Source organism: Streptomyces sp. NPDC021212, from assembly GCF_044332925.1.
Lineage (GTDB): Bacteria > Actinomycetota > Actinomycetes > Streptomycetales > Streptomycetaceae > Streptomyces.
In genome coordinates, this window is record NZ_JBIRPZ010000009.1 from 386,352 (window position 1) to 404,317 (window position 17,966).

At 71.3% G+C, this 17,966-nt stretch carries 15 protein-coding genes; 11 read left to right on the top strand and 4 right to left on the bottom strand.

The features are described from left to right. Positions 1-52: 52 nt before the first annotated feature. A complete protein-coding gene (locus ACH4SI_RS25635; protein WP_398299375.1) occupies positions 53-2,989 on the bottom strand; it encodes an AfsR/SARP family transcriptional regulator in 2,937 nt (978 codons plus the stop codon). Positions 2,990-3,169: 180 nt separating this feature from the next. Then, the gene (tnpA, locus tag ACH4SI_RS25640; RefSeq protein WP_398299377.1) at positions 3,170-3,631 is read right to left on the bottom strand and encodes an IS200/IS605 family transposase; all 462 of its coding nucleotides are present in this window, start codon (positions 3,629-3,631) and stop codon (positions 3,170-3,172) included. A gap of 52 nt (positions 3,632-3,683) precedes the next feature. Between tnpA and ACH4SI_RS25645 the strand changes: the two genes are divergently transcribed. After that, positions 3,684-4,883, top strand: a complete 1,200-nt coding sequence (locus ACH4SI_RS25645; protein ID WP_398299379.1) for an RNA-guided endonuclease InsQ/TnpB family protein — start codon at positions 3,684-3,686, stop codon at positions 4,881-4,883. A 190-nt stretch (positions 4,884-5,073) separates the two neighbouring features. Beyond that, complete coding sequence (locus tag ACH4SI_RS25650; RefSeq protein WP_398299381.1) at positions 5,074-6,294, top strand: amidohydrolase family protein; 1,221 nt, start codon at positions 5,074-5,076, stop codon at positions 6,292-6,294. A gap of 111 nt (positions 6,295-6,405) precedes the next feature. Here the strand turns inward: ACH4SI_RS25650 and ACH4SI_RS25655 are convergent, their stop codons facing one another. After that, positions 6,406-7,452, bottom strand: a complete 1,047-nt coding sequence (locus ACH4SI_RS25655) for a helix-turn-helix domain-containing protein (RefSeq protein WP_398299383.1) — start codon at positions 7,450-7,452, stop codon at positions 6,406-6,408. Positions 7,453-7,596: 144 nt separating this feature from the next. Between ACH4SI_RS25655 and ACH4SI_RS25660 the strand changes: the two genes are divergently transcribed. The 7 genes from ACH4SI_RS25660 to ACH4SI_RS25690 all read left to right on the top strand — a co-directional run bounded on the left by ACH4SI_RS25660 (position 7,597) and on the right by ACH4SI_RS25690 (position 15,008). Beyond that, a complete protein-coding gene (locus tag ACH4SI_RS25660; RefSeq protein ID WP_398299385.1) occupies positions 7,597-8,544 on the top strand; it encodes an LLM class F420-dependent oxidoreductase in 948 nt (315 codons plus the stop codon). A gap of 10 nt (positions 8,545-8,554) precedes the next feature. Beyond that, positions 8,555-9,346, top strand: coding sequence for an SDR family NAD(P)-dependent oxidoreductase (locus ACH4SI_RS25665; RefSeq protein WP_398299387.1), 792 nt, complete (start codon positions 8,555-8,557; stop codon positions 9,344-9,346). Positions 9,347-9,443: 97 nt separating this feature from the next. After that, positions 9,444-10,571 (top strand): LLM class flavin-dependent oxidoreductase, encoded by a 1,128-nt coding sequence (locus ACH4SI_RS25670; protein WP_398299389.1) that lies wholly within the window; start codon positions 9,444-9,446, stop codon positions 10,569-10,571. 20 nt (positions 10,572-10,591) lie between these two features. After that, on the top strand, positions 10,592-12,334 hold the full coding sequence (locus tag ACH4SI_RS25675) for an amidohydrolase family protein (RefSeq protein ID WP_398299391.1): 1,743 nt from the start codon (positions 10,592-10,594) through the stop codon (positions 12,332-12,334). Further along, positions 12,327-13,130 carry an SDR family oxidoreductase gene (locus ACH4SI_RS25680; protein WP_398299393.1) on the top strand — a complete coding sequence of 268 codons (804 nt, stop codon included), beginning with the start codon at positions 12,327-12,329 and terminating at the stop codon, positions 13,128-13,130. Before ACH4SI_RS25675 ends, ACH4SI_RS25680 begins: the two co-directional genes overlap by 8 nt. A 75-nt stretch (positions 13,131-13,205) precedes the next feature. Beyond that, on the top strand, positions 13,206-14,183 hold the full coding sequence (locus ACH4SI_RS25685; protein ID WP_398299508.1) for an endonuclease/exonuclease/phosphatase family protein: 978 nt from the start codon (positions 13,206-13,208) through the stop codon (positions 14,181-14,183). A 9-nt stretch (positions 14,184-14,192) separates the two neighbouring features. Beyond that, positions 14,193-15,008: an APH(3'') family aminoglycoside O-phosphotransferase gene (locus tag ACH4SI_RS25690; RefSeq protein WP_398299395.1), complete on the top strand. Its 816-nt coding sequence runs from the start codon at positions 14,193-14,195 to the stop codon at positions 15,006-15,008. Between the two features lie 68 nt (positions 15,009-15,076). Here the strand turns inward: ACH4SI_RS25690 and ACH4SI_RS25695 are convergent, their stop codons facing one another. After that, complete coding sequence (locus ACH4SI_RS25695) at positions 15,077-15,670, bottom strand: TetR/AcrR family transcriptional regulator (protein WP_398299397.1); 594 nt, start codon at positions 15,668-15,670, stop codon at positions 15,077-15,079. A gap of 212 nt (positions 15,671-15,882) precedes the next feature. On the opposite strand from ACH4SI_RS25695, the gene ACH4SI_RS25700 reads away from it, so the two are divergent. Continuing rightward, a complete protein-coding gene (locus ACH4SI_RS25700) occupies positions 15,883-16,821 on the top strand; it encodes an alpha/beta fold hydrolase (RefSeq protein ID WP_398299399.1) in 939 nt (312 codons plus the stop codon). A 67-nt stretch (positions 16,822-16,888) separates the two neighbouring features. Continuing rightward, entirely contained in the window at positions 16,889-17,614 is a 726-nt protein-coding gene (locus ACH4SI_RS25705; RefSeq protein WP_398299401.1) for a transporter substrate-binding domain-containing protein, read from the top strand. Positions 17,615-17,966 lie beyond the last annotated feature (352 nt).

A 17,966-nucleotide genomic window follows, 5' to 3' on the forward strand; every position in this document is an offset into this window, starting at 1 on the left:
TAAGACTGCCGGTCCGCGATAAACGATTGATGAACGCCCTGCGGTAACCCTGCTACGCGGTCGCCATGGGCCCCATCAGGGCCCGTACTTCCTCGGCCTCCGCCGGGTTGTTCAGCTGCTCGTAGATGGTCAGGGCCTCCTGCCAGCAGGCCCGGGCCCGGTCCGTCTGGCCCATCAGGTCCAGCGCCTGGCCCAGCACCCTCAGCACGGTGCCGCGCCGGAACTCACCGCCCACGAAGCGCAGCGCGAGCGCCTGTTCAGCATGGGTGGCCGCCTCCGGCGGGCGGCCCGCCGCGAGGTGGACCTCGGCCAGCCGGGCGTGGGTGGAGCCTTCCCAGAGCCGCTGCCGGTTCTCGCGGAACAGCGTGAGCGCCTGCGTCAGCTGATCGAGCGCCTCGTCGTACCGCGCGGCCTGGTGGAGGGCGATGCCCAGGGCGAACCGCGCGTTGGCGACCCGCAGGGCGAGCCCCAGGCTGCTGTAGATCTCGACGCCCTCGGCGGCCAGTTCGATGGCGCTGTCGGTGCGGCCCATCGCCGAGTGCGCCCGGGAGATGTTGCACAGGGCGCCGGCGATGCCCGGCCGGTTGTCATCGGCGCGGAAGGCGTCGAGTGCCTGGCGGAAGTACGCCTCGGCCTCCTCGTACCGCTTCTGGTAGAGCGCGATGATGCCGCGCTCGTTGGGCACCTCGCAGCCGGGAACCGGGTCGTCGGCCGCCAGGGCGAGCTGCATGGCCTGCCGCCCCTCGTACTCGCCCTGTTCGTAGCGGCTGGTCATCCAGTGCAGATGGGACAGCGTGAAACGGGCGCGCCCCTCCGCGCGCGGGTCCCCGGCGAGTTCCCCCGCGTCGCGCACGGTCTGGGCCGCCGCCTCGTACTGCCGGGAGTTGGCGCCCGACTCGCCGAGGTCCTTCGCCGCCACCAGGAGGTCGGCCGCACGGCGCAGCGTGTCCCCGGTCGCCGACTGCTGGATGCAGGCCAGCAGGCAGTGCGCCTCGGCGAACATCCAGTCGAGCGCGGCGGCCGAGTCGGGGAAGTCAAGACCGGGATACCGCGTCGGCTCCAGGTGGTCCACCAGCCGGTCCCCTGGCCGGGCCAGGGCGAAGACCCGGGCGGCGGACGCCAGGTAGAAGTCCAGCAGCCGCGACAGCGCGGCATCGCGCTCGGCGGGCGGCATCTCGTCCCGCTCCGCGCATGCACGCGCGTAGAGGCGCACCAGGTCGTGGAAGCGGTAGCGGCCGGGGGAGGCGGACTCCAGGAGCGAGGTGTCGACCAGGCTCTCCAGCAGGTCCTCCGCGTCGTCGACGTCCATGTCCAGCACGGCCACGGCGGCGGCGAGCGAGATGTCGGGGCCGTCGGCCAGGCCCAGCAGGCGGAACGCGCGGGCCTGTTGCGGTTCGAGCTGGCCGTAGCCGAGTTCGAAGGTGGCCTTGACCGCCAGGTCACCGGCGCGCAGCTCGTCCAGCCGCCGCCGCTCGTCGCCGAGCTTGCGCGCCAGGGCGGAGACGGTCCAGGTGCGGCGGGAGGCGAGGCGGGAGGCGGCGATGCGGATGGCCAACGGCAGGAAGCCGCAGGCGGCGACGACGTCCATGGCGGCGTCGCGCTCGGAGCCGACCCGCTCCTCGCCGACGATGCGGGTGAACAGGACGAGCGCCTCGTCGGGGCTCATCACATCGAGGTCGACCAGATGGGCGCTCTCCAGGTCGACCATCCGGTGGCGGCTGGTGATCAGCGCCGCGCAGCCCGGGGTGCCGGGCAGCAGGGGCCGCACCTGGGCGGCGTCGCGGGCGTTGTCCAGCAGGGTCAGCACGCGGCGGCCGTCCAGCAGGGAGCGGAAGAGCGCGGCGCGCTCCTCGACGCCGTCGGGGATGGCGTTGTCGGCGGTGCCCAGGGCGCGCAGGAAGGAGCCCAGTACGGCGCCGGGGTCGGCGACCAGGGGGCCCGAACCCTGGAGGTCGATGTAGAGCTGGCCGTCCGGGAACTGGTGGCGCGCGGCGTGCGCGACGTGCACGGCCAGGGTGGTCTTGCCGACGCCGCCGATGCCCGCGACCGCTGACACGGCCATGACACGCCCTTCGGCGGTGGCGAGTTGGTCGCTCAGCTCCTTGATGAACGGCGCCCGCCCGGTGAAGTCCGAGACCGTCGCGGGCAGCTGCGCGGGGCGCACGAAGCTCGCCGTGCCGCCGCTCGGCTCCTCGGCGGCGTGCGCGGAGACCGCCAGCTCGGCGTCGGCCTCCAGGATCTTCTGGTGCAGCGCGGACAGCTCGGGGCGCGGGTCCACGCCCAGTTCGTCGGCGAGCAGCCGCCGGGTGTCGGCGTAGACGGCCAGCGCCTCCGCCTGTCGCCCGCTGCGGTACAGCGCCAGCATCAGCAGCTCCCGCAGCCGCTCGCGCAGCGGGTACGAGGCGGTCAGCGCGGTCAGTTCGGACACGGCCTCGGAGTGGTGGCCCAGCTCCAGGTCCAGGTCGAGCCGGGTCTCGATCAGGGAGCGGTACCACTCGTCCAGCCGGGTGCGCTGGGTCTCCGCGTACGGCCCCGGCACCCCGGCCAGCGGTTCGCCGTCCCACAGGTCGAGCACCTTGTTGAACAGGTCGCGCGCCCGGACGCGGTCCCCGGAGTGCTGCGCCTTCTCCGCCTCGGCCGTCAGCTGCTCGGCCACGTCGGTGTCCAGGGCGGACAGGCCGATCCGGATCGCGTAGCCGCCCGATTCGCTCACCAGTATTTCGGAGTCCGGCCCGAACGCCTTGCGCAGCCGCGAGGCGTACGTGCGCAGCGCGGCGATCGCCGCCTCCGGCGGCTCGGTGCCCCACAGGCCGTCGACCAGCTCGGGCGCGGTCGCGGTGCGCCCCCCGCGCAGCAGCAGCGCGGCGAGCAGCGCGCGCTGCTGCGGCGAACCCGTGCTGATCGCTTCCTCGCCCCGCCAAGCCCGGACGGGGCCCAGCACGGTGAAGTACAAGTGCTGTCCGGGCACTCGCTCCCTTTCGCCGTCCATGGATTCCCCCTCGCCTGTCCTCCCAGTCGCACGGGCCAGTTTGCCTTGTCAACGCCTTCCGCGTCAGTAGGGCCCCCCACGTCCTCCACAAGCCCGCTATCTTCGTCTTCGGAGGGAGTGGCCGATTTCAGGCGGGGAAGGAATCCGACCCTGAGCCTGGCGGCGCGGAGCGCCGCAGCATCACTGCGGAGTGTCCTGCCGACGGTCTGTCGTCGGGTTGGGGCGTTTCTGGTTCTCGATGTAGTCCTCGACCTGCTGGAGTGGTGCGCCGCCGCAGGACCCGGCGAAGTACGAACCGGACCAGAACCGGCCGTGCGTGATCGTGTGGTCCGCCCGGCAGTTGAACTCCTGACGCAACCGGCGCGAGGACACGCCCTTGAGGGAGTTGACCAGGTTGGACAGTCCGACCTTCGGCGGGTAGTGGACCAGCAGATGTACGTGGCTCTCTTCGCCGTTGAACTCGATCAGGTCGGCCTCGAAGTCCTCGCAGACCTTCCGCATGATCTCTTCACAGCGCGTCAGCATTTCGTCATCAAAGACGTTTGACCGGTGCGTGGTGACGAAAACCAAGTGCGCATGCAAGTCATGTACGACGTGACGGCCGCGTCTTACATGGGGATCTGTTTCCCAGCGAGGTGACATAAACCAACTGTAGAATCGTCACGGTCGACGCGCGCCCAAGGGGGTGGTCCGGATGATCCGTGCGTACAAGTTCCTCATGCGGCCCACCGTCCGTCAGAGCCAGGCCCTCTCCGAGATGCTGCGCGATCACTGCTCGCTCTACAACGGAGCCTTGCAGGAACGCCGTGACGCCTACCGGCACGTCTCGAGGACGACGGTGCGGTACGGGCAGCAGTCCGCGCAGCTCAAGGCTGTCCGCGCCTTCGACCCCGAGAGGCAGGGCCGCTGGTCGTTTTCCAGCCAGCAAGCCACGCTTCGACGCCTCGATAAGGCGTTCGCCGCGTTCTTCCGCCGGGGCAAGGCGGGTGAGAAGCCCGGATATCCCCGCTTCCGGTCAGTGGGCAGGTTCGACACGGTCGACTTCCCCAAGGACGGCGACGGTTGCCGCTGGAATGCCACCCCGCACGACCCCGTCACCCGCGTCCGCTTCCAAGGTGTCGGGCACGTCAGGGTGCACCAGCATCGTCCAGTGGTCGGCAAGGTCAAGACAGTCTCCGTCAAACGCGAGGGCAAGCGCTGGTACGTGGTCCTGGTCGCAGAGCGGGCCCAGCCGAAACCCATCCCGGCAACGGGTTCCGTGGTCGGTATCGACATGGGCTTAGCTCACTTCCTCGCTGACTCGGACGGCAGGTTCGTACCCAATCCGCGCCACGGACGAAAGGCGGCCACGAAGCTCAGTGCCGCCCAGCAGGCGCTGTCCCGGTGCAAGCGCGGTAGCAAGCGCCGCCGCGAGGCTGTTCAGGTCGTGGCACGGCTGCACCGCAAGGTGCGTCGACAGCGGCTCGACCACGCACACAAAACCGCGCTCGACCTGATCCGTGAGCACGACGTCATCGCGCACGAAGATCTCACGATCCGCAATATGAGCAAGACCCCCACGCCGAAGCCCGTCCCTGGCAAGCCGGGCGCTTTCTTGCCCAACGGGGCAGGCGCGAAAGCCGGGCTCAATCGCTCGATCGCTGATGCCGGATGGGGGGTGTTCCTCGCGATCCTGAACGCCAAGGCTGAAAGCGCCGGACGGGAAGTGATGGCCGTGGACCCCCGCAACACCTCCCGGCGGTGCCCTGAATGCGGGCACACCGCCAAGGAGAACCGGCCCACCCAGGAGAAGTTCCACTGCCAGGAGTGTGGCCACCAGGCGCACGCCGACACCGTGGGCGCCTTGAACGTTCTACGGGCCGGGCTGGCCCGTCGCGAAGCTCAAACGGCTTAGCGAGAAGCCACCCCTATGTACCGGGTGGAGGAGTCACAGTTGTCCGAAGTACGCATGTTGCATGGCGCGGTGCTTGCGTCGGGAGAGGCGTTCCGGAGGCGCGGGAGGGGCCGCGGCGAAGCGCGGTGAACCCGTGGCGAAGCGGGCTCCATAACTGACACTCCGTCAGATCAGCGCTACCGTGAACGACATGGAGAGCTTCCCGAAGATCATCTCGGTGGACGACCACACGGTTGAGCCCCCTCACGTCTGGCGGGACCGCCTCCCGTCGAAGTACCGCGACACCGGCCCGCGCATCGTCCGGGCGCCGCTGAAGGAGATGACCTTCGTCGGCGGCAAGTTCGCCCCGAAGATGGGCGCGCCCGGCGACGACGGGCCGATCGCCGACTGGTGGGTGTACGAGGACCTGCACCGGCCGCTGACCCGGCTCGACACCGCCGTCGGCTACGCCCGCGACGAGGTCCGGCTGGAGGCCATCACCTACGAGCAGATGCGGCCCGGGTCCTACGCGGTGCCCGACCGGCTCGCCGACATGGACGTCAACCACGTCCAGTCCGCGCTGTGCTTCCCGACCTTCCCCCGCTTCTGCGGGCAGACCTTCACCGAGGCGGGCGACCGCGAGCTGGGGCTGCTCGGGGTGCGCGCGTACAACGACTGGATGGTGGAGGAGTGGTGCGGCCCCGAGGCGCGCGGCCGCCTCATCCCGCTGATCATCATCCCGCTGTGGGACGCGGAGCTGGCCGCCGCCGAGGTGCGGCGCAACGCCGCGCGCGGGGTGCGCGCCGTCTGCTTCTCGGAGATCCCGCCGAACCTCGGGCTCCCCTCCGTCCACACCGACGCCTGGGACCCGTTCTTCGCGGCGTGCGACGAGACCGGCACGGTCATCGCCATGCACATCGGCTCGTCGTCCCGCATGCCCTCGACCTCCGCCGACGCGCCCCCGGCGGTCGGTTCCACCATCACCTTCGCCAACTGCTGCTTCTCGATGGTCGACTGGCTGATGAGCGGCACGTTCGAGCGCTTCCCCAACCTCAAGATCATGTACGCCGAGGGCCAGATCGGGTGGATCCCGTACATCCTGGAGCGCGCCGACGTGGTCTGGGAGGAGAACCGCGGCTGGGGCGGCGTCGCCGACAAGGTGCTGCGGCCGCCGTCCGAGCTGTTCGCCGAGCACGTCTACGGCTGCTTCTTCGACGACGCCTTCGGGCTGCGGAACCTCGACGCGATCGGGGTGGGCAACGTCCTGTACGAGACGGACTACCCGCACTCCGACTCGACCTGGCCGAAGTCCCGGGAGGTCGGCGAGGCCCAGATGGGGCACCTGGCGCCGGACGTGGTGGAGCGGATCGTACGGGGCAACGCGATCGAGCTGCTGGAGCTGACGCCCGAGGGGCTCTGGGCCGGGCCGTGAGCCCTTCGGGCCCCGCGTGCGCCGGTTCACTCAGGGGCAAGGAAGTGTCCACCGCCGGTCAATGACACCCGCCGGGCGCTGCGGCAGGCTGGGCGCATCGGTCCTGATCGCCTACGACGCCACGGGGGACGCGGGCGAGGCGAGGGGGCCGGGGCCCACGCCTGCCGGACGCCACGGGGGTGCGTCCGGTATGCGGGACCTGAGGGCCAGCTGCCGGTAGTCGCTCGGCGGCATGCCGTACGCGGCGCGGAACGCCCGGCTGAAGACGGCGGGGTGGGCGAGGCCCCGGCGCGCGGCGAGTTCATGGAGCGGCACGGCGGCCAGACCGGGATCGGCCAGGTCCCGCCGGATGCGATCCAGGCGCTGCCGCCGGATCCACGCCGAGACCGTGGTGTCCTGGTCCCGGAAGAGCCGGTGCAGATAGCTGACGGAGATGTGGTGGGCGGCGGCGACGGCGGCCGGTGTCAGCTGAGGGTCGTGCAGATTCCGCTGGATGAAGTTCTGCACGCGCAGGGTCAGGGTCCGTCGGCGGGACTCGGGAGGCACGGCGTTGTCGGCCTCCACGGCGTGCGCGAGCACCGCCGTGGCCAGGTCGATCAGCACGGACCCCAGCCGTGGCCCGTCGGACGGCAGGTACGCGTCGGTGTCCGCGGCCAGCCGGCTGAGGAAGCCGGTCAGCAGGGCGCCGACGCCCTCGCGCCCCGGGATGGGCCGGGCGAGCAGCCGGGCTATCCGGTCGTGGGGGACCGGAATCAGCGCCTTGGGAATCTCCAGGCCCACGCCCTGCGGCGGGCCGCCGAAGGCCACGCAGTCATAGGGGCGCGAGCTGTCGACGACGTACAGCCCGCCGGTGGCGTGCGCCGCCTCCCCACGGGCCTGGGAGACCTGGAGGTTCCCGCCCTCCAGGAAGGAGAAGTGGTACAGCTCCGGGTCCGACTGCCGGATGAGCTTCGGCGTCCGCCGGAAGCTCATCGGATGGAACTTCGTGGGCCAGACATGGGCCGCGCCGACCTCCAGGATGCGGACCCGCCCCCGGAAGTCACCGGTGTGGTCGCTGCTCATCTCCATGGGGGCGATCAGCTTCGACATCTGCTCGCGCCAGAAGTCGAACCGGTCGGCTCGGGGGAGTTCGTCGCACCGGAACACCGTCTCGATCATCACGTTCCCCTGGTTGGAACGGGCGCGGCAGGAGGGGCGCACATTCCTCGTACGCTAGCACCGGCCCTTGTCTGATGACTCGTCAGATACGACGATGGCGGTCCCACCGCTGTCGACCGCGGTCCACCGACAAGGAGGCCCGGCATGCGCGTCCTGCCCCGGGGCCGGCTGAGCTACGGCATGCAGCTGCCGATCCAGTCACAGAGCACCCTCTACGCCGAACCGTGGGAGGCGGCCGCCGGTCCGGACGACCTCGTGGCCGTCGCCCGCGCCGCCGACCGGTCCGGCTTCGCCTACGTCGCCGTCTGCGACCACGTGGCGATCCCGCGGCGGCTGGCCGACGCGATGGGCACCGTCTGGTACGACCCGGTCGCCACCCTCGGCTTCCTGGCCGCGGCCACCGAGCGGGTGCGGCTGCTCAGCCATGTCGCCGTCGCCGCGCTCCGGCACCCCCTGCTCACCGCCAAGCAGTACGCGACGCTCGACCACCTCTCCGGCGGGCGGCTGATCCTCGGGGTCGGCGCCGGTCACGTACGCGAGGAGTTCGACGCGCTCGGCGTCACCTTCGACGCGCGCGGGCCGCTGCTGGACGAGACGGTCGATGCGCTGAAGGCGGCGCTCGGGCCGGAGGAGTTCGCCGACTTCAGCGGTGAGCGCTTCACGTATCGGGACCTCGGCCAGGCCCCGCGGCCCGCCCAGACGCCGCGCCCCCCGCTGTGGGTGGGCGGCTCCTCGCCCGCCGCGCTGCGCCGGGCCGCCGTCCGCGGCGACGGCTGGCTGCCGCAGGGCGACCCGCGGGACCGGCTCCCCGCCCAGATCGCCCGGCTGCGCGCGCTGCGCGAGGCGGCGGGCGTCGAGGAGCCCGCCGAGATCGGTGCCATCGCCGAGCCGCTGTACGTGGGCGATCCGCCCTGGCGCGTGGGGCGGCGCACGCTCACCGGGAAGCCGGAGCGACTGGCCGAGTCCCTGCGCGCGTACGCGGCCATGGGCGTGGACCAGATACAGGTGCGGTTCCGCAGCCGGAGCCGCACCGAACTGACCGACCAGATGGCGGCCTTCGCGGCCGACGTCGCGCCGCAACTCAACCCTTGAGGAGAGCGCCATGGGCAAGCTGGACGGACGCGTCGTGATCATCACGGGTGCGGCCCGGGGGCAGGGCGAGCAGGAGGCGCGGCTGTTCGCCGCCGAGGGCGCGAAGGTGGTGCTCGCGGACGTGCTCGACGACCAGGGCGGGGCCGTCGCCAAGGAGCTGGGGGAGTCCGCGGCGTACGTCCATCTCGACGTGAGCCGCGAGGACGACTGGGCGGCGGCCGTGACGTTCGCGAAGGACGCCTTCGGCGCGGTGGACGGGCTGGTCAACAACGCGGGCATCCTCCGCTTCAACGAGCTGACCAGCACCCCCCTGGAGGAGTACCTGTCCGTGGTCCAGGTCAACCAGGTCGGCGCGTTCCTCGGCATGCGTGCGGTCGCCCCCGAGCTGGCGGCGGCCGGCGGCGGCACGATCGTCAACACCGCCTCGTACGTCGCCCTCTCCGGCATGGCCCTGCTGACCTCGTACGCCGCCACCAAGGCGGCCATCGTCGGGATGACCCGGGTGGCCGCGATGGAGCTGGCGGGCAAGGGGATCCGGGTCAACGCGGTGTGCCCCGGCGCGGTCGACACCCCCATGAGCAACCCCGCCCGGCTCGACCCGGCGGCGGCCACGGCGGACGTCGCCGAGGCGTCGGAGGCGGTGAACGGCCTCTACCGCAAGCTGGTCCCGATGGGCCGCATCGGCCGCCCCGAGGAGGTCGCCCGCCTGGCGCTCTTCCTCACCTCGGACGACTCCTCGTACATCACCGGCCAGCCGCTCGTCGTCGACGGCGGCTGGCTGAGCGGCGTGTCGGTGTTCTGAGAGCTGCCCGGCCCTTGACGCTCCACCCTCCCGGTGCCATGGTCGAACTCAAATCTGACGGTGCGTCAGATTATTGCAACCGGAGGCGGTGACCCCCTTGGAATTCGGACTGTTCGTACAGGGATACGTGCCGGAGCGCCGACGCCGCGCCGACCCCGAGGCCGAGCATCACGCCCTCATCGAGGAGACCGAGTACGTCATCCAGGCCGACCGGTCCGGCTTCAAGTACGCGTGGGCCTCCGAGCACCACTTCCTGGAGGAGTACTCCCACCTCTCCGCGAACGACGTCTTCCTCGGCTACCTCGCCCACGCCACCGAGCGCATCCACCTCGGATCCGGCATCTTCAACCCCCTCCCGCAGGTCAACCACCCCGTCAAGGTCGCCGAGAAGGTCGCCATGCTCGACCACCTCTCCGGCGGGCGGTTCGAGTTCGGATCGGGGCGCGGGGCGGGCAGCCACGAGATCCTGGGGTTCATCCCGGGCGTCACCGACATGAACCACACCAAGGAGATCTGGGAAGAGACCATCGGCGAGTTCGCCAAGATGTGGCTCAGCGACGAGTACCCGGGCTTCCAGGGCAAGCACTGGTCGCTCCCGCCCCGCAAGGTGCTGCCCAAGCCGTACGGCACCGGCCACCCGGCCATGTGGTACGCGGCCGGCTCCCCGTCCTCGTACGCGATGGCGGGCCGCAAGGGCCTCGGCGTCCTCGGCTTCTCCATCCAGAAGGTCTCCGACATGGAGTGGGTCCTCGACTCCTACAAGAACGCCGTCAAGGACGCCGACCCGGTCGGCGGCTTCGTCAACGACAACGTCATGGTGACCTCGACCGCGATCTGCGCCGAGACCCACGCCAAGGCGGTCGAGATCGCGCTCGGCGGCGGCCTCAACTACCTCCAGTCCCTCCTCTTCCGCTACCACGACACCTTCCCCCGCCCGGACGGCATCCCGGAGTGGCCCGAACTCCTCCCCGAATACACCGAGGAGATCATCGAGCTGCTCATCGCCGAGGAGCTGATGATCTGCGGCGACCCGGACGAGGTCTTCCGGCAGTGCAAGCGGTGGGAGCAGGCCGGGGCCGACCAGCTCTCCTTCGGGCTGCCGATCGGCATCGGCTACGAGGACACCCTGAACACCATCAAGCTCATCGGCGAGCACGTCATCCCGAAGATCGACACCGACCCGGTGCACCGCACGACCCGCTTCCGCCGAACCACGGCGGGCTGACGCCAGAAGGGACCCCACCCGTGCTCGACCACCTCATCAAGGGCGCGACCGTCGTGGACGGCACGGGCGCGCCCTCCCGTCTCGCCGATGTCGGCCTGCGCGACGGCCGGATCGCCACCGTCGCCGAGCCCGGGTCCGTCACCGAACCGGCCCGCAGCAGCGAGGACGCCACCGGGCTCGTCCTCGCGCCCGGCTTCGTCGACCCGCACACCCACTACGACGCCCAGCTCTTCTGGGACCCGTACGCCACCCCCTCCATGAACCACGGCGTCACCACCATCGCGGGCGGCAACTGCGGCTTCACCCTCGCCCCGCTCAACCCCGAGCGCCCCGGCGACGCCGACTACACCCGGCGGATGATGAGCCGCGTCGAGGGCATGTCGCTCGTCGCCCTGGAGGAGGGCGCGCCCTGGAACTGGCACGGCTTCGGCGAATACCTCGACGCCCTGGAGGGGCGGATCGCGGTCAACGCGGGCTTCATGGTGGGGCACTGCGCGCTGCGCCGCCACGTCATGGGCCCGGACGCGATCGGCGGCCGGCCCACCCCCGCCCAGCTGGACGAGATGCTGCGGCTCCTCCACGAGGCGATGGACGCCGGGGCGTGGGGTCTTTCCACCACCCAGTCCTCCACCCACGCCGACGGCGACGGGCAGCCCGTCGCCTCCCGGCACGCGAAACCCGAGGAGCTCCTCGCCCTGTCCCGGGCCGTCGGCGAACACGAGGGCACCCAGATCGAGGCCATCGTGGCGGGCTGCCTCGACCGGTTCGCGGACGAGGAGATCGACCTGCTGGTGGAGATGAGCGCCGCCGCCGGACGCCCCCTCAACTGGAACGTCCTCACCATCGACGCCGCCGTCCCCGAGCGCGTCCCGCGCCAGCTCCAGGCGAGCGAACGGGCCCGTGAGGCGGGCGGCCGCATCGTCGCCCTCACCATGCCGATCCTGACCCCCATGAACATGTCGCTCGGCACGTTCTGCGCGCTCAACCTCATCCCGGGCTGGGGCGACATCCTCGGCCTGCCGATCCCCGAGCGCATCGCGAGGCTCCGCGACCCGGCCGTACGGTCGGAGATGCTGCGCCGCGCGACCAGCCCCGAGGCCGGGGTCTTCCGGCGGCTCGCCGACTTCGAGCGGTACGTCATCGGCGACACCTACAGCGAGGCCAACGCCGGACTCACCGGCCGCGTCGTCCGCGACATCGCCGCCGAGCGCGGACAGGACGCCTTCCACACCCTGGTGGAGATCTGCGCCGCCGACGAGATGCGCACCGTCCTGTGGCCGATGCCGACCGACAACGACCCGGCCAGCTGGGAGCTGCGGAGGCAGACCTGGGAACACGAGGACGTCCTGCTCGGCGGCTCCGACGCCGGCGCCCACCTGGACCGGATGTGCGGCGCCCCGTACACCACGCGCTTCATCGGCGACTGCCTGCGCCGCCGGAAGCTGGTCCCGCTGGAGCGGGCCGTCCAGATGCTCACCGACGACCCGGCCCGGCTCTTCGGCCTGCGGGAACGTGGCCGCGTCACCGAGGGCTACCACGCCGACCTCGTCCTCTTCGACCCCGAACGGATCGACGCGGGGCAGGCGACGCTGGTGCACGACCTCCCCGGCGACAGCCCGCGCCTGGACTCCCGGGCGGAGGGCATCGTGAGCGTCCGCGTCGGCGGCGTCGAAACCATCCGCGACGACGAGATCACGGGCGCCGTACCGGGCAAGGTGCTCCGCTCGGGCCGCGACACCCGCAGCGTGTCGACGCGTGGCTGAACCGGTGCTGCGCGCCGCGCTGGTCACCGGCGCCTCGCGCGGCATCGGCCTGGCGGTGGCGGCGGCGCTGATCGCCGACGGCACATCGGTGTGCGTGACGGCCCGGGACCCCGGCGAACTCGCCGAAGCCGTACACCACCTGGGCCCGAACGCCCTGGCCTGCCCCGGGGACGTGGCCGACCCGGCCCATCTCGACGAGGCGGTCTCCCGCGCCCTCGCCACCTTCGGCCGCCTCGACATCCTCGTCAACAACGCCGGCACCAACGCCCCCTTGGGGCCGCTGATCGACGCCGACCCGCTCGCCTGGCGCAGGGCCTTCACCGTCAACGTGGAGGCCCCGCTGCGCCTGACCCAGGCGGCCTGGCGCGCCTGGATGCGCGACCACGGCGGCGCGGTCGTCAACGTCTGCACCGAGGGCACCCACGGCGTGGGCCCGGGCGTCGGCGCCTACGGCGCCAGCAAGACCGCCCTCCTCCGCCTCACCCGTCAGCTCGCCGCCGAACTGGCCCCGGGCGTCCGCGTCAACGCGGTCTCCCCGGGACTGATCCGCACCGAGATGGCCCGCTTCGTCTGGGAGCGCGACGAGCCCGAGATCGCCGCCACCCTCCCCCTGGCCCGCATCGGCGAGCCGGAGGACGTGGCCCGCGCCGTCCGCTGGCTGGTCTCCGACGAGGCGTCCTGGATCACCGGCACCGACCTGGTCGTCGACGGCGGCCGCCGAGTCCGCGCGGCGTTCCCCGGAGGGACTACGGCAACGTGCGCTACTGGAACCGATCCGCTCGGCGCCCCGTCTTGAGGGGCGGGTCGAACGGATGGGACAGCGACAGCGGAGCGGCCGAGCAGCGGTGGGACGGCGATGGTGAAGGCGGCAATGCTGCGGTGGCTGGGGCGCTGGGGGCCGGACGTCAAGGGGCGCTCGGCCTGGACGCGGGGGCGGGTCCTCGCCGGACTGGCGGCGCTGACGGCCGGGCTGCTGGCGTTTCACCGGGCGGTGCCCAACTCCGTGGGACGGCTCGGCAGTCTGCTGGAGGCGTTCCTGCCGTGGCTCGGCCTGGTGGTCGTGGTGCTGTTCGGCCTGGCGCTGCTGCGCCGTTCGGCCACCGCGCTGCTGGCCCTGCTGCTGCCGGTGGCGGCCTGGACGTACGTGTTCGGCGGGCTGCTCCTGCCCGGGGAGACGAAAGGCGACCTGCTGGTCGTGCAGCACAACGTCAGCGACGAGAACACCGATCCGGCGGGCACGGCCCGCGCCCTGGCCGGAGCCGAGCCCGATCTCATCGCGCTGGAGGAGCTGGTGCCCACGGCGCTGCCGGTCTACGAGAAGACCCTCGCCTCGGACTACCCGTACCACGCGGTCCGTGGCACCGTCGGGCTCTGGTCGAAGCATCCGCTCACCGATGTCCGGCGGCCGGACATCAAACCCCGGGGGATCACCGAGCCCTGGAGTCGCGGGCTCCGGGCCGTGGCCCACACGCCGCGCGGCGAGATCGCCGCGTACGTCGCGCACCTGCCCTCGGTCCGCGTCGGGGCGAGCGGCCTCGCGTCGTCCTGGCGCGACGAGAGCGCCGGGCTGCTGGGCGAGGCCATCGCCGCCGAGCAGCGGGAGCGGGTGATCCTGCTGGGCGACCTCAACGGCACGGTCGAGGACCGCGGGCTGGATCCGCTGACCTCCCGGATGAACGTGGCGGAGCGGGGCTTCGGCCTCAGCTTCCCCGCCGGTTTCCCGCTGGCCCGGATCGACCAGGTCATGGCCCGCTCGGCGACCGTCTCCCACCTCCGCACCCTGCCCACCACTGGTAGCGACCACCTGCCGGTCGCGGCGCGGATCGCCCTGGGCGTGGCGCCCTCGTAGGCTGACGCTGTGATCGATACGAGCGCACTGCGAACCCTGCTGCCCACGGGCCGCGATGGCGGCGGCTGGGAACCCGTCACCGCCGGTGAGTCCGGGGCCGCCGTCTTCCGCTCCGATGACGGCGCGCGGTACGCGAAGTGCGTGCCCGCGCACCAGGTGGCCTCGCTGGAGGCGGAGCGGGACCGGGTCGCGTGGCTTCACGCGCAGGGTGTTCCGGGCGCACGCGTCCTCGACTGGCGCGTGGCCGATGCGGGCGGATGCCTGGTGACCAGCGCCGTGGCAGGCGTCCCCGCGGACCGTGTCCCGGCCGCCACGCTCCACGCGGCGTGGGGGCCGATCGCCGATGCCGTGCGGCACCTGCACGATGTGCCGCTCCAGGGCTGCCCGTTCAGCCGCGACCTCCGCCGGATGTTCGCCACCGCACGCGAGGTCGTGGCGCGTGGCGCGGTCAACCCGGAGTTCCTCCCCGTCGACCAGCAGGCCACCCCGCCCGACGAACTGCTCGCGCGCCTTGCCCCGCAGGTCGAGGGCCGCCTCGCGCAGGAGGCCGCCGAGGCGGTCGTCTGTCACGGGGACCTGTGCCTGCCCAATATCGTCCTCGACCCGGCGACCCTGACCGTGGCGGGCTTCATCGACCTCGGCCGCCTGGGACGGGCCGACCCCTACGCCGACATCGCCCTCCTGCTGGCCACCGCCCGCGAGACGTGGGCCGACGACCACCAGGCCAACTCGGCGGACGACGCCTTCGCCCACCGCTACGGCATCGCCCTCGACCGTGACCGGGAGCGGTTCTACCTCCACCTCGACCCGCTCACCTGGGGATAGGCGTGCGCTTGTGCTTGCGTCGCGTTCCACCTGGCCCGGTCCGATTGGCGACGAAGCCACCGGGCCCGTCAGATTCGTGACGCGCGCAGCGCCTGCGACAGCGCGTCCACGGTCACGCCCACGATGGCCAGGAGCTGCGCCGGGCTCGCCCCGGCCCTGCTCATGACGGCGAGCGACTGGTTCACGGCCGCCGCGTGTACAGCGAAGGCCTCGGCGCCCTGGTCGGTCAGTCGGCCGGCCTTCAGCGCGGCGCTCAGGCGCAGGCGCTGGAAGCCGAGCGCCTGCTTGGCGTGCGCTGCGACGCTCGGACTCAGCACGGGAATTGCCATGGCTGACTGGGCGATCAGGCATCCATCGGGTAGTTCGGGATCGGCGATGCGCTCAAGGGTGACGTCGAAGAACGCACGAACAGCGGCAACGGGTTCCGAGGCCGCACACGACAGGGCGGCGTCGTACTTCTCGCCATAGCGCGCGGCGTAGAGATCCAGGCAGCGCAGGAAGAGCGTGTCCTTGTCGCCGAGGGAGGAGTAGATGGAACTGCGGTTCAGGCCGGTTGCCCGAGACAAATCGTCCAATGAGGTGTCGGCGTAGCCGTCGCGCCAGAACTGGATCATCGCGGCGTCGAGCGCCGTGTCCATGTCGAACTGCTTCTTGCCTGCCACGCGGCACTTCCCGATGCGTCGCTGGTTCGGACTGTGTTGCGCACCATTCTATCTTGAACCAATCAGTTCAAGATGTGTTAGCTTTCAAGCGTGGTCATGACCGGGTATACCGCGCACTTCGCGACCGCGCGAGAGACACCCCACGTGGTCCCAGCCACCGCCGTCAGCCACGCCGTCCCCACCGCACACCTGACACCGATGGAGGGATCCCCGTGACCGGCCCGGCAACCAGCACTCCGCATGTCTGCGAAAGCAACCCCATCCGCGACCTGCCCCTGCAGCACCTGGCCGGATTCACTCACCGCTGGGTCGACGCGGAGGGCGTCCGCCTTCATGTCGTCGAAGGTGGGCGGCCCAGCGGCCCGGCCGTCGTCCTGCTCGCCGGATTCCCGCAAACCTGGTGGGCCTGGCGAAAGGTCATGCCCGGCCTCACCCGCCGGTTCCACGTCATCGCGATCGACCTGCCGGGCCAGGGCCACTCCGAGCGTCCGGAGCGCGGCTACGACACCCACACGGTCGCCGCGCACGTCCACGCCGCCGTGAAGGCTCTCGAAGTGTCGACTTACTCCCTGGTCGCCCACGACATCGGCGCCTGGGTCGCCTTCTCCCTCGCCCTCGACTACGAGAGCCACCTGCGCGGGGTCGCTCTGCTCGACGCCGGAATCCCCGGCATCACCCTCCCGGAAACGATTCCCACCGACCCGGATCGAGCGTGGAAAACCTGGCATTTCGCGTTCCACACCGTGCCCGACCTGCCCGAGACGCTGCTTGCCGGCCGCGAACGCGACTACGTCGGCTGGTTCCTGAAGGCGAAGGCCCTGTCTCCCGACACGTTCGACGACGCCGAGCTCGACCACTACGCGGCGGCCGTCGCCGTCGACGGCGGCCTGCGCGCTTCCCTCGCGTACTACCGAGACGCCGCGGAGTCAGCGCGCAAGAACCGCGAGGCGCTCAAGTGGCGGCACCTGACCGTGCCCATCCTCGGAATCTCCAGCAGCCACGGCTCCGTTCCGGACATGGCCGCCGCCATCAGCCCATGGGCCGACAACACCACCCGAATCGTCGTGCCCGACGCTGGACACTTCATCCCCGACGAGCAGCCCGAAGCCATCGCTGCCGCGATAACGGACTTCATCGCCGAGGACGACTGACACCCGTCGCTGCATGCCGAACGGCTGGCCGCGCTGAGGGATGCCGACCGCACCTGGACTCGGCGCCATGGAGCCCACTGACGCCACCGCGCTCGCCCGCGACCTCGCCCCCGTCGGAGTGCTCCGTGTCTCCGTCAATCTCGGAAACCCCGTCCTTGCCCAGGGCACCCCGGACGCGCCGCGCGGGGTCACCGTCGATCTCGCCGGTGAGATAGCCCGACGCCTGGGCCTGCCCGTGGAGTTCCTCTGCTTCGACGCGGCCCGCAAGTCCTACGAGGCGATGGCCACCGGCCGCGCCGACCTGTGCTTCCTCGCCGTCGAACCGGCCCGTGAGGCGGAGATCGCGTTCACCGCCCCGTATGCGCACATCGAAGGGGTGTACGCCGTCCCGGCCGAGTCCACGCTGCGGGCACCGGAAGACGTGGACCGCGCGGGCATCCGGATCGGGGTGAAGCGGGGCTCCGCCTACGACCTGTACCTGACGCGCACCCTGCGCCACGTCACCCTGGTCCGGGGCCCGGAGGGGGTGGACGTCTTCCACACCGAGAAGCTGGAGGTCGCGGCGGGAATCCGGCAGCCACTCACCGCGCATCTCGCCGAACGGCCCGGACTGCGCCTGGTCGAGCCCGCTTTCATGACCATCCGGCAGGCCGTCGGGACCACGAAGGAGCGCCGACCGGAGACGGTGCGGTTCCTGAGCGAGACAGTGGCTCACCTGACGGCGTCCGGGTTCGTCGCCCAGGCTCTGCACCGGTCCGGACAGGATCCGGCACTGGCCGCTCCCGCGGCGTAACGAACCCCAGGACCTTTCGCCCGCGAGCGGGCGCCCGCCCCGTCCTGGACGGGGCCGACGACGACCTGGTCGGCGTCATCCGGCGATCGCGAATTCTCCACGGCCCGCACCGCGTGCCCGCCGCGGTAGGCGTCGGCCGGGGCCTCCTCGTGTCCCACCAGATCGTGCTCAACGCGTGTGGCCTGTGCCATCCGTGCTCCTCGTCGTAGCCGCAGTCCGCTGCCGGACCCCTTGACAGGCCGCTGCCTGGGGCGCAGTCTTACGCCCCAATACGCAGAGCGCAATATATTGGAGCACGGATGAACGCACCACCTGCCCAGGCCACCAGCACAGACACACCATCCGGATCTCG

Coding starts and splice junctions, on each gene's coding strand:
- ACH4SI_RS25635 (WP_398299375.1), bottom strand. CDS start 2,989: ATGGACGGCGAAAGGGAGCGAGTGCCCGGACAGCACTTGTACTTCACC.
- tnpA (WP_398299377.1), bottom strand. CDS start 3,631: ATGTCACCTCGCTGGGAAACAGATCCCCATGTAAGACGCGGCCGTCAC.
- ACH4SI_RS25645 (WP_398299379.1), top strand. CDS start 3,684: ATGATCCGTGCGTACAAGTTCCTCATGCGGCCCACCGTCCGTCAGAGC.
- ACH4SI_RS25650 (WP_398299381.1), top strand. CDS start 5,074: ATGGAGAGCTTCCCGAAGATCATCTCGGTGGACGACCACACGGTTGAG.
- ACH4SI_RS25655 (WP_398299383.1), bottom strand. CDS start 7,452: ATGATCGAGACGGTGTTCCGGTGCGACGAACTCCCCCGAGCCGACCGG.
- ACH4SI_RS25660 (WP_398299385.1), top strand. CDS start 7,597: ATGCGCGTCCTGCCCCGGGGCCGGCTGAGCTACGGCATGCAGCTGCCG.
- ACH4SI_RS25665 (WP_398299387.1), top strand. CDS start 8,555: ATGGGCAAGCTGGACGGACGCGTCGTGATCATCACGGGTGCGGCCCGG.
- ACH4SI_RS25685 (WP_398299508.1), top strand. CDS start 13,206: ATGCTGCGGTGGCTGGGGCGCTGGGGGCCGGACGTCAAGGGGCGCTCG.
- ACH4SI_RS25705 (WP_398299401.1), top strand. CDS start 16,889: ATGGAGCCCACTGACGCCACCGCGCTCGCCCGCGACCTCGCCCCCGTC.